At 41.0% G+C, this 13,050-nt stretch carries 6 protein-coding genes; 3 read left to right on the top strand and 3 right to left on the bottom strand.

Features of this window, described 5'->3' with window-relative positions; all coding sequences use genetic code 11:
• Window positions 1-9: 9 nt before the first annotated feature.
• Window positions 10-1,473 (bottom strand): sodium:solute symporter, encoded by a 1,464-nt coding sequence (locus FHG85_RS09460; protein ID WP_173075235.1) that lies wholly within the window; start codon window positions 1,471-1,473, stop codon window positions 10-12.
• Window positions 1,474-1,587: 114 nt separating this feature from the next.
• On the opposite strand from FHG85_RS09460, the gene recR reads away from it, so the two are divergent.
• The 3 genes from recR to FHG85_RS09475 all read left to right on the top strand — a co-directional run bounded on the left by recR (window position 1,588) and on the right by FHG85_RS09475 (window position 4,699).
• Window positions 1,588-2,217, top strand: a complete 630-nt coding sequence (gene recR / locus FHG85_RS09465; protein ID WP_173075237.1) for a recombination mediator RecR — start codon at window positions 1,588-1,590, stop codon at window positions 2,215-2,217.
• A 57-nt stretch (window positions 2,218-2,274) separates the two neighbouring features.
• Window positions 2,275-3,003: a tetratricopeptide repeat protein gene (locus FHG85_RS09470; protein WP_173075239.1), complete on the top strand. Its 729-nt coding sequence runs from the start codon at window positions 2,275-2,277 to the stop codon at window positions 3,001-3,003.
• A 337-nt stretch (window positions 3,004-3,340) separates the two neighbouring features.
• The gene (locus FHG85_RS09475) at window positions 3,341-4,699 is read left to right on the top strand and encodes a PD40 domain-containing protein (RefSeq protein WP_173075241.1); all 1,359 of its coding nucleotides are present in this window, start codon (window positions 3,341-3,343) and stop codon (window positions 4,697-4,699) included.
• A gap of 156 nt (window positions 4,700-4,855) precedes the next feature.
• Here the strand turns inward: FHG85_RS09475 and FHG85_RS09480 are convergent, their stop codons facing one another.
• Both FHG85_RS09480 and FHG85_RS09485 read right to left on the bottom strand, forming a co-directional pair.
• Window positions 4,856-5,842, bottom strand: a complete 987-nt coding sequence (locus FHG85_RS09480; RefSeq protein WP_173075244.1) for a PorP/SprF family type IX secretion system membrane protein — start codon at window positions 5,840-5,842, stop codon at window positions 4,856-4,858.
• Window positions 5,843-5,848: 6 nt separating this feature from the next.
• Window positions 5,849-12,946, bottom strand: a complete 7,098-nt coding sequence (locus FHG85_RS09485; protein WP_173075246.1) for a PKD domain-containing protein — start codon at window positions 12,944-12,946, stop codon at window positions 5,849-5,851.
• Between the last annotated feature and the right edge of the window lie 104 nt (window positions 12,947-13,050).

The following is a 13,050-nucleotide window of genomic DNA, read 5'->3' on the forward strand; positions in this document are numbered from 1 at the left end:
CTAGCATTGCTACACCTTTCCAACAACCACTCCCCTTTTACGAGTAACTAGCAGCAAAAAGAAAACTATGGCTCCATTCACAATAAGCAGTTCAAATCCAAACTTATAGCTATTAAATAGTATATCGGAATACTTGTTTAGTAGAAAACATATTGCTGGTGACAACACAGCAATGAATGGGACTAACCTATCATTCACCTGAAAACGAGTAAACAGACCAAAGGCGTATAGCCCCAGTAGAGGTCCATAGGTGTAACCTGCAATGGTAAAAATAGCATCAATTACTGAACGATCATTAAAGGAGTTAAACACAACAATTACAACAATCATTAAAGCCGACAAAGCTACATGAACCCATTGCCTTACTTTTCTTAACGAATCCTCATCTAAGCCATTTGTATCTAAAATGTCAATAGTAAATGATGTTGTAAGAGCTGTTAAGGCAGAATCGGCACTTGAGTAGGCAGCGGCAATCAAGCCTAGGAAAAATAGCACACCTACTATAGGAGGCAGGTAGCCTTGTGTTGCTATTGTTGGGAAAAGATCATCGGTTAGTTTTGGAATTGCAATACCCTTTTGCATAGCGAACATGTAGAGTAATACACCCAACGATAAAAACAGAATATTCACAGGCAGAAAAGCAAATCCGTACCAGTACATGTTTTTCCGAGCATCCTTAAAGTTCTTGCAGCTCAAATTCTTTTGCATCATGTCTTGGTCAAGCCCAGTCATTACAATTGTTATAAAAGCCCCGCTCAAAAATTGCTTCCAAAAGAAGAAACGATTATTCACATCGTCAAAAAACCAGACCCTAGAGAGCTCGCTACGAGTTACCGCATTGACAATACCTGTAAACGAAAGACCCAATTCTTTTGAAACGAAAAAAATTGTCAACCCAACAGCCAATAACATGGCTAGAGCCTGAAAAGCATCGGTCCACAACACTGTTCGCACCCCACCCTTACGGGTATATAGCCAAATCATTATAACGGTTAATGTTACGGTTACCCAGAATGGTATACCCAATGCATTAAAAACGCTAATTTGAAGCACATTAGAAACAATAAATAATCTGAATGCAGCGCCTATTATTCTTGAAATCAAAAACAACGCCGCACCAGTTTTATATGAGAAAAAACCAAACCTAGTTTCAAGATAAGTGTATATTGATTTTAAGTTCAGACGATAGTAAAGGGGGAGCAAAACGTTTGCCACCACAAAATACCCCAGCAAATAGCCTAGAACCATTTGCAAATATGAAAAATGGCTAGTTAAAACCCATCCCGGAACAGAAATAAATGTTACTCCCGATATTGAGGTCCCAATCATCGCTATTGAAACCAAATACCATGGCGATTTCCTATTGCCTATAAAAAAAGTATCGTTATTAGAATTCCGTGACGAGAAATACGAGATAAAAAACAGCACAATAAAATACGAAACAATTACTCCAATAATTAAGCTAATAGACATAACTTTCTTTTTTCATTCAACTTAAAAAAGCAACCCGACAAAAATAGTATACATTTCTCAACTTATTTTCAACAAATACGTTTAAAGCATTAGTTTTGTCAACAAAAAGTAGAAATGCAGCCTTACAACTATCCTTCAAAATATTTAGAAAACGCCGTTGAAGAATTTGCAAAACTCCCAGGCATTGGCCGCAGGACTGCTCTGCGGTTAGTCCTGCATCTTTTAAACAAGCCTAAAGAAGAGGTAGAGCAATTCAGTGCCACTTTAAATGAGATGGTACAAAACATTCACTTTTGCTCAATTTGCCACAATATTTCTGATAATGATATTTGTTCAATCTGTTCATCTACATCACGAGACAAAACAACCATTTGCGTTGTTGAAACAATAAAGGATGTGATGAGCATTGAAAATACAATGCAGTACAAAGGCCTTTATCATGTTTTAGGTGGAGTAATCAACCCCATGGAAGGTGTTGGACCAGCTGATTTGAACATCGAATCTTTAGTTAATCGACTCAAAAGCAACGACATAAACGAGGTTATTATGGCACTAAGCGCCACAACAGAAGGCGATACGACAAACTTCTACATTTATAAAAAAATAAAAGATTATAACATTGTGGTAACTACACTTGCAAGAGGTGTTGCATTTGGCAATGAGCTCGAATACACCGATGAAATTACTTTGGGGCGTGCACTGCTAAACAGGGTAAAATTTAATAATTCATTCTCCGTGGAATAATTTTTTGGACTTTCCCGAAAAGATTGTAATTTTAACAATAATATTTTAAATACGCCTATGTTAAGATATTTTTCAACCCTACTTGTTTTTTGCTCTTTTTCGGCTTTTGTTTTTGCCCAGTCTGATGTTAACGAATTAATTGAGTCGGGTAATCAAAAAATAAAAGAACGAAACTTTAAAGCAGCATCAAGTGATTTTAAAAATGCTTTAGAAATTTCACCTGATGATACGGCGGCACTCAATGGTATTATACTGACATACATATATTTAAAAGATTTTCGTGAGGCTAACAAATGGATAGAGCAAGCACTTGAGAAACACCCTGAGAACCCAGCATTTCTTTACAGACGAGGCATTGTCAATAATCTTAACGATAATTACGAAAAAGCGATAAGCGACTTTGAAGAGGCTCTTGCTAAAAAGCCTTACACATCCTTAACCATACAAATCCTTTTAAATAAGGCATCCTCGCATTATAAACTTGAACAGTACAACGAAGCGTTAGACATTTATAATAAAGTAATCGAACTTGACCCTCGTAATTTTAAGGCATACAACTTCAGAGGGCTGGTTAACTTCAAACTTGGGTATTTTGTCGACGCTGTAACAGATTACACAAAGGCTATTGATTTAGACCCATCTTACCCTCTACCATACTACAACAGAGGAATGAGCTTACTTAAACTCAATGAGCTTCAATCTGCTTGCTCTGATTTTAGAAAAGCTTGTCAATTAGGCTATGTTAACTCATGCAAAATGGTTGTTGCAGAGTGTGGGGTAAAATAGGTTCTTTTTAATGGCCAAGAACCAATATACATTCATAGGCTTCATAAAGACTATCACAAATCAATTAGCGCAAACTTTCTTTTGGAGTGCTTAACGTAATGTTCAAAATCTTATAGACTGATTACAGCCTTCAAATCAATGTGTTAACACCACAAACAACATCTCTTTAATTAAATAATTGTTAAACCGCTCAACACTAGCAAAAACAACTTGTTATATATCAAAATTTCAACTATCGAAACATAATCATAGAAACATTCTGCACCCTAAATTCGTTATAAAAGAAAGTATTAGAACATCTTTTTAAATTTTATTGTTTAAATAAATAGTTATATCTTTGAAGAATAATTCTTTATATAAGAGTTTTAAGGCAAAGTTTATTAACTTTGAAGAGATAGGTATGCGTAGCATGAGGGCATTTATTTTTACATATTTACTACTACTTTCATTTTCCAGCACTAGTGCACAACGTAATACATATTTCCGTAGAGTTTTTGTTGATGCAGAGTATTACTTGCTATACGAAGAATATAAAGATGCTCTCCCTCTATACAAAGAATTACACAAAGCCTTTCCAAACAACTACAACATTGCTTATAGGCTAGGCCTTTGCTACCTTAACATCCCTCCAGAAAGATCAAAATCTATCCCCTATTTTGAAAAGGCGATTACTGCAATCACCGATAACTATAAAGAAGGATATTTTACAGAAAACAAAGCACCCAAAGAAGCCTACTTTTACTATGGGCAAGCACTCAGGTCTATCGGGCAACTCGACAAAGCACAAAAAGCATTTGAGCAATATAAATTGCTACTAAAAAGCAACGAGATTAAAAAGTTGAGACTGGTAAAAAAGGAGCTAGAATCTATTCAAACAGCCAAGTATTTTCTGGCAAACCCCTTTAACCATAAAATAGCTGCAGTAGGCAGAAACATAACTACTCGATTCCCAGAGGTGAACCCAGTATCAGACAATTCGGGTAATACCATTGTTTATACATCAGTTCAGAAATTTTACAATGCCATACTAATAAGCAACCGAAGGAATGAGTTTTGGAATAATCCTTTAAACTTAAATCCACAACTTTATGCCGATGGCGAAATTCGAACTGTAGGTATTACTTCTAACGGTAACATTCTACTTCTATCTCGTAACGACAACGACATTTTCAACCTTTACTACAGTACATACGACAAGGAAACAAACTCATGGACACCTATTACAAAATTCCCTAAAACGATTAACACATCTAAAAGCTGGCAAACATTTGGTTCGCTTTCTAAAAATGGCGATACCCTTTACTTTAGCAGTAATAGGCCTGGGGGCTTTGGTGGTTTTGACATCTGGATGTCGGTTAAAACCTCGGCTGGCTGGTCGGAGCCTATTAACTTAGGGAAAAACATCAACTCTCCATTCGATGAAACAGCCCCATTCCTTACTGAGAATGGCAAGAGGCTTTTCTTCAGCTCAAATGGTCATAAAACCATGGGTGGTTTTGACATATTCTACTCTAACCTTGAAAACAACACTTGGAGTATACCTCAGAACTTAGGATATCCGCTCAACACCACCGACGATGAAGAGTTCTTTTTCCCAATTAAAAACGGTAAAGAGGGATTCTTCTCCAAATATTCAAATGGCAAAAACGACGAAGATATCTATCACGTAACCTTTGAGCCTAAAGTATTTAGGTAATTAGCGCTTAATGGGTCTAGTGCAATAAATTTACTTCCCACTAGTAAATAATTTCCTGCACATCTGCTATTCTTTAGCAATCCCCTACATAGCCTAGCATACAGATAAAAAACAAGAAAAACAACCGCTTAGCACATTCTAAGTTTCAATGTTGATTTAAAATGTAGGGCAAGGAATCGCCTTCCAATGCTTTTTGGGCCTTAGTTTGAATTCATAAATGAGAGAAAGTTCATGAGAACCCCCTGAAGAAAGACCTAAACGAGAAATGGTAAAATCGTAGCTATATCCAACGCTAATTTGCTCCCATTTATAACCCACCAGGAAAGCTAAAGCATCAATTCTTCTGCCAACTGAATTTTTGGGCATTCCACGCCACCAAACGCCAAAGCTTAAAGGTTGTGAAAAGAAATACATACCAATATCGAGCTGACGGTAAATATCTTGAATACGGTAGTTGAATGCAAAAGTAATTGACTCCTCGATGCGGCTAAGCAAAAAGCCCTTAGTTATATAACGGTAACCACCATGAAATGTAAATTTATGGGGCACCCTGGCATTATCGTCGTAAAAAGTGGCTACAGGTTTTAGCATATGGTCCCAGGTCACTCCAATCCACATATTATCGGAATAGGCAAGGATAGATGATGAAACATCGATATCCCAAACGGCATCCTTTCCTGGTTGTGTTACGGATGTAGGAGGCATTGGGGTTGAAGTTAGCTGATCGCTAAAAACCAGCTTGCTAAAGTCAATAGAGATTTGTTGCAACGAAAACGACAGCCCAGGCCTAATATGCCAATCGGGATGGGGGGTAATATCGTAAGAATATAGCGCTCCAACACGGGTATTGGCCAAGTTACCATCGCCGGCCTGGTCGCGCATGGCTATTATGCCAAATCCACTTCGAAACGCAGGAGAATTATGATCCCACGACAGGCTAAAGGTATTATACGTTCCTGGGACAAAAGTCCATTGATTACGATAGTTAGCAACTACCCTATACCCCACAACACCACCTGTAAACGAAGGGGAAAGGTATAAAGGATTTGCGTAGAACTGAGTAAACTGAACATCCTGAGCGTTAACAGTAATACACAAAAAAGGGAAAGAGAAAAGAAAGATATATCGTTTAATAAAATTCATATCAAGCTATCGCAATAATGTTACATTACCTTTCATATCAAAAGTTTTCCCATTTGTAAATTTACCAATTGCTCTCCACATATAAACCCCTTGCTGTGCAAGTTTTCCCTTCACATAGCCGTCCCAACCAATATTAACGTCGGTTGAAGTAAAAAGTTGCTCTCCCCAACGTGAGAATATCATAAGTTTGTACTCAACAACACCAAAGTGATACGGGTGGAACACCTCATTCTTATAATCTATGGCATCATAGTATCCTCCATTTGGTCCATCAGGACTAGGTTTAAATGCATTGGGGAAACGAATATATCCAACCCCCTCAACCCATACAGCAGGATATTTGGATATTGAATCCACACACACATCATTTCCATAATCCATATATGCCCATAAAGATACTCTAAATTCTCCTAGCTTCTCATAGGTATGAACAGGATCGCGTTCGGTTGACTGGTAACCATCCCCAAAATCCCAAAGGCAACGTGAAAAGTTTTTAGATAGGTTATATGCATGTACTGTAGCATCTGGCAGCATCACCCTTTGTGGTTGTATGGCAAATTCGGCCTTAGGGCCATCATACACCCTAAGAATCTTGTAGTAGAAACGGGGGCCAGCATCGTTTTGAACGGTCAGTTTGGCGGTATAATAACCGGGTTCGGAGTAGGTGTGGCGAGGGTTTCTGTCGGTTGAAGTTTCACCATCGCCAAACTCCCAAAAGTAGGTATCGGCGTAAAGCGAGGCATCAACAAACTGTACCTCCATTGGTGCGCATGCCGAATCGACGCTTGTGTTAAAGAGAGCCACGGGTTCGGTTGGCATCAGGTATATTATTGCAGTATCGGCATCGGAGCAGTTATTTGGAGCATCAACCCTCATGGTTATTTGATACTTATAGCCTTTTTCTTTAGGCCCCCATCGGGTATATGTATGGCTACCCGGTTTTTTCTCAGTGGAGAAGGTGTTGTCGCCAAAGGTCCAGCTATAATTCCAGCTATCAGCAGCCGGGCTCGACTGGTTGTAAATATCGAAAGTTGCATCGGGAAATACTTTAAGAGGTGGATCAACTGCGATATCCGCAATAGGCGTTGCCCATACTGTAATTTGCTGGGTATCGCGGTCGAAACACTCATACTCCGACGACGCATAAAGCACAACGTTGTAAACCGTGTCCGTTTCATTAAAGTTCAGGAACGTGTGTTTAGGTTCTTTCAACGATGACGATATACCATCGGCAAAATCCCACTTGTAAAACCTGGCGTTTGTTGTATTGTTTTCAAAGCTCACCTCAAACGGACTACAGGCCTGATATCCAGGGTTAGCCACATAGCTGGCAACCACTTCGGGGAAAACATAAACGGTTTGATAAACGCTATCGTCACAACCGAATTCTGTTATGGCACGCAGCTCAATCAGATAGGGTTGCGTGTTGTTTGTAAGGTTGTGGAAGGTATGAAGCATATTGGCAGTGCTGGTTGTGGTAGAATCAGTGCCATCGCCAAAATCATACTCAAAAGTAAGGTTAGTACCCAATGAGTTATTATCTATTTCTACATCGAAGGGCGGGCATGATATATATTCACCGGTAAGTTCCATGGCGGCATAGGGTCGTGGGTGTACCACAACGTTATGCTCAACACTATCGGTGCAACCATGCTCACTCACTGCAATCATTTTCACAACAAAGGTACTATCAACAAACTTATGGGTATTGTTGTAGGTAAGTACAGGATTATCCGAAAGGGAGTTAACGCCGGTACCAAGGCTCCATATGTAGCTATTATTTGAACTAAAAGCAACGGTTTGATTGTTGAAATTTACCGTGAGAGGATGACAACCTTCCAGATTGCCTGAAAATTCAGGGTAGATATGGGGGAATACTTTAACCGGTAGTTTTAAACTATCAATGCAAAGGGTATCGCCCGAGTAGCTGGTTCTAAGGGTAATAGTTGGTGTTTGTATAACCGGAGGAGAGTTGGTTGGGTTGGTATAAGTAACCGAACCGGGTTGATCGTTATATGAAAAAGGTCGCCCATCGCCAAAATCCCATCTATACTTATACAGAGGTGAAGTTGATGAATTATAGAGGTTAATAGTTAATGGTGTACAGCCCTCAAATAAATCCCACTGGTAATCGGCTTTGACCAGAGGGTAAACGGTTATTACGGTATCCTTCTGGCTCTTACATCCAAACGCATTGGTAGCCGTTAGTTTTGCCGTATATTGAACTACCTGGTCCTTATAGGGGTGAGAATAGCTATGAGGAGCCGGCGTTTCATCTGCCGTAGTAGACCCATCGCCAAACTCCCATAAATATGTTGCCAAACCTGAAGAGCTATTTGCGAAATTTACGGTAAGGGGGTTACAACCCTGTAATTTATCGACATCAAAACGGGAAACAACCCTTGGATAAATGCTTAGGGTTCTGAAAGTAGTATCGGCACATCCCGTAACAGCATCGAGGGTAATCAGTTTGATGGTATCGGTCAGGATATCGTTCAAAGTAGTATTATCAATCAGATACTTGAAGGAGTTCTTGTTACTGGTTATGGTATCGCCATTATAATGCGTGTACCAGTAAAAGGTATTCCCATTTAACGAAGTATTGGTTAAATCTACATAAAATGGGGTACACTGCGATTGCTGCGCAAACACGAATCCAGCCTCAACCTTTGGATGCACAGTGATGTTTTGGGTGATAGAATCCTTGCAGCCCATGGGATTAATCACCAGGTGCTTCACAACATAAACGCTATCCACACTTCCCCTGTTGGTGAAGGTATGTGTTACATTGGGGGTATCGCCGCTTTGACCATTACCAAACTCCCAAAGATAAACCAAACTGCCACCAGTGGATGTGCTTTGTAAATCTACTGTAAGATCGGAACAGCCTGACAAGGTGCTTGCATTAAACTGGGCATCAACAATGGGATACACCTCTATATCGTGCGTCTCAAAGGCCGGGCATCCTTCATCGTTTCTTGCCTCAAGAGTAACTGTATAGATTGCTATGTTGTTTGGATCGGTATTTGTGAATGTGCGTGTAAAATTGTTCCCATTGGCAAAAGTTTCAGAGGCAGGTAATCCAGGAGCCCCCCCATAAGTCCAAATATAGGTTGATGCACCAATTGCTTCGGGATGGAAAGTTACATCAAAAGGAGTACAGTTCTCGGCATACTCCAAGGTGAAATGCGATTCAACCCTATTATAAACCTCAATATCGTGAGTGGTAGAATCGGAACAGCCATACTCACTAACAACAAGTAGTTTTGTTTGGTAGGTTACATCGTTTATGGCATCATTATTAATATAGGTATGCTGAGGACTTTCTTGAACCGATGATCCTCCATCGCCATAGGTCCAGTAGTAATACGAATTCGCAAGTGGAGTGCCAACGCCAGTAAAGGAACTGTTATTATTCAGAGTTACATCGAGCGGATTACATCCACGATCAACTGTTGGAGCAAACTGAGCAGTAACCTCAGGGAAGATAGAGAGTGGCATGTTAAACTGATCGGTACAGCCGTGGCTGTTAACAACTGTCAAGCGGGTAGTTGGATTCTGAACCACACCTGTTTGGTTAACATGTTGATGAGTAATAGTATTTGGGTCTGCAGGAAGGGTTATCTGATCGGTGGTTCCGTCACCATCCCAATCCCAACGGTACTCTGTTATACCACTATGCTTCTCATACTCATAGGTGATGTTAAGAGGGGAACAACCAAAGCTGGTATCAATGGCAAACTTAGCATCTATGTAAGGATACACGATAATGTTAGTAGAAATTTGGTCGGTACAACCATAATCGGTGTAAACGGTTAATGTTACAGGATAGGTTACATCGGCACCAGTAAGGTTAGTAAAGGTGTGAGTTGGTGATGGATCAATTGATGTTCCGCCATCGCCAAAATCCCAATTGAAAACAGTGGCATTTGCCTTAGAATTATTAGTAAAGTTGACAGTAAGCTCATTACAGCCTTCGGAAACATCGGTATTGAAGTTCGCAGTTACAGAAGGATAAATGGTTATATCATGAGAATCGGTATCGGTACATCCCCCCTCATTGGTTACAGTTAATTTAATTGTTCGGGTCACCGGTGTAAGACCATTATTGGTATAAGGATGATTGTGATCGAGATTAGTTCCTCCATTTGTACCATCGCCATAATCCCAATTGTAGCTAACAATGCCACCGCGTGAGTTGTTATCGATACTAGCGGTTACAGGCGAACATTGAGCCGTAGGCGAAACAGCAAAATCGGCATAGATTTGGCTAAAAATTCTAATGTTTGTTGTTGCAACATCCTCGCATCCGAACTGATTTCGAGCGGTAAGAGTTACGGTATAATCCTTAAAACTATTTGTCTGATTGTCGTAGGTATGAGTCGGGTTAACCAGAGCCGAAGTTGCCCCGTCGCCAAAATCCCAAATGTAAGTATTAACCACGTTGCCGGGGTTGGTAGCTGTTGGTGAAGTACCATTAGTAAACACAACACTACTAAGGTTGCAATACTGAGCTTGAGGAGTGGTAAATGCTGCATTTACTTCGGGGTAAACCCGTACGGTGCGGGTAACGGTTTTCTGGCAACGCTTGCCCGTGTTATATACGGTTAGCTCAATATTGTAGTCAATATACGTACCCGTGGTATTTGTAAGAATCATTGTTGTATCGAGCCCTGTGGTTTTAAAAAGAGTGCCGTTAAGTCGCCACTCATACCTTGCCGTATCGCCGGTGCTCAGGTTATTGATATTTACGGTTACAGGAGAGCAACCCGAGGTTACATCAATGGTAAAATCAGCAGTAAAGGCGGAGTATATGGTAATGCTTGCAGTGGCAGTATCGCGACAGGCAAAGGGGGATGTTGCAATCATCCTCATCTGGTAGGTAGTATCGAAAGCGAAAGTGCTGTTAAAAGTATGTGTTACCGTTCCGGCAGGGTCGCCGGTTACCTCGTTAAAGCCATCGCCAAATTCCCACAGATATGAATCGACAGTATTAGTGGAAGAATTATTTGTAAAGGTAACCGTTTGTGGGTTACAACCCTCGTGGGTATTCGGGGAGAAATCGGCATTTATGCTTGGATAAACGGTAATGTACTTTTCATACACCTCCGAACAGTAGTCGGCATTTTTAGCCAGCAGCACAACCTTATAGGTTATTGCGGTATCGGTATTATTCTGGAAGGTATGGGTAAAGGTAAAAGGGCTGGGAGGGTCGGGGTCGGGGGTTGCAGGGTCGGTATCGTACTTCAGGTAGGCAGTTGCGTCGCCAAAATCGTACCTCCAATAGGCCACACCCGTGCTTTTATCCTCAAAAGTAACCTCAAGGGGAGCACAGCCCTCAACCTTATCGGTTATAAAGCTAGCAGTAATTGGTGTTGAAACAAGCACATCAATGGTAGCCGTATCCTTCATGTCGCAGGCTCCTGACACCTCCACAAAGTATTTTGTATTAACTAAAGGAGTGGCAAAGGGTAGCTGACTGGTAGAATCGCTTAGCGATTCCCCCGGCCACCAGTGGTAATCGGTTCCCCCATAGGCGTATAGCTGAACGGGGTTACCATAGCAGGTTTTTAGCACATCGGAGTTGGTGCCTGCAACAACCGCCTCAACATTTAGCTCATTATAGTCGGAAAAGTAGCCATAGAAACATCCGGATGTACCCCCTCCATTTATAATTCCAATATGGAACAGGTCATCGGTGTTTTCAATAAAGTGGGAACCTACACTTATTTGTCCCGTTGGAATTGATTTAGTGCGAGCCACACTCCACTGGGAACCTGGAATAGGGGTAAAGGATCCGGGGTCTATAAGGTCGTTACGAACCACACCATCAAAAAGGAATCCATTTTCGGCTCCCTGCCGAACCATTATAATCATATAGAAGTCTTCGGACGACGTACGGGCAAAGGCCACCTGGGTGCTTCCGGTACAGATATCAATAGGGGGTAGCAATGCTCCGCCCTGCTCGCAGCCAAACCCCCCAACATGCCAAACATAAACCGGTTGGTCGGCCACTATTCGATAGTATGTATCACCAGCAATCTGGTAGTAGAGCTGCTGACCGGCATTTACAGTAGTTGAAGCAACTACCGCGCCTCCGGTATTATAAACCGTTACATTGGTCCCATCCTGTGTCCCTAATATGTATATATGGTCGTGATAGTCAAGCTGAGTTCTAATTACGGCATACTCCAATCCCGCAATATCAACCGGTACCATCTGGTCGCCTGCAAGATCAAAGCAACCTCCTGATGTATGGTAAAAGGAATCATCTTTTATGGTAATTGCAATAGGCTTTGTTGATGTTACTCTAGTACCCCTCAGTTTATTGGCAGTGGAGGAGCTTTTGCCTATGGGAAAAAGCGAGAAGGTCTCACCTCTATTCAATGTTACATTTACCGTTCCGCCAGGGGCAACGTTTGTCATTGGGTTTCCATACGAAGCACGTATACCAGCCGGTAGCTGAAAGGTAACAACCGTATTATCTTCGGTTGCTACCACATCAATTGCACTTGGAGTATCATCAATTCTACCCGCATTGTTATTGCCATGTGTTTGAAATGGAATAAAGAAATCATCCCCTAACCCATTTCTTCCCTTTAAAGCCCATATATCCTTGTTATTTCTTCGGGACACCTCCCAGTAGGCTGTAATTGGGTTTGTGGAAGTGATGCGTAAACCAAACCTATTGATCCCATCAGGTGTAAGGGGTTTATTCTCTAAAAGGTTAACATCCACATAGTCGGTATAGGCATACTGGACGTTGATGGGAATACTACCACAATCGGGGCGTGCAGGGTTAACTCGTCTTACCACCCAGCAGGTAAGATCCTCCTCGTGAAAACTATTTGCAGGCATGTTTATTACGATATCGGGGAACCCCGTAGGATTAGCAACAGGGTCATACTGGTTGGCAGGCATAGAAATTGTGATTGTTGCGGGTAGCAAACCAGTTGAAAACTTTAAGTATGCATTAGCGCCACCGGGTCTCCAATGATTCAGAGTAACCTCAGGAACCACAAACCAAAACTCGGTATCGGTTTGAGCATTAGCACCTAATGCCAGTAGAAGCAATAAAAAAAAGTATCCGAAACGCTTAAGCATACCTAATTCATATTAGACTAATCCACCATTTACGTACAAATATATTACTTTTGCTAATATTTTACGACAACTCGTCAACAAATGTTTTCAAATTAACAAAACAT

It is taken from the genome of Tenuifilum thalassicum (assembly GCF_013265555.1).
Taxonomy (GTDB): Bacteria; Bacteroidota; Bacteroidia; order Bacteroidales; family Tenuifilaceae; genus Tenuifilum; species Tenuifilum thalassicum.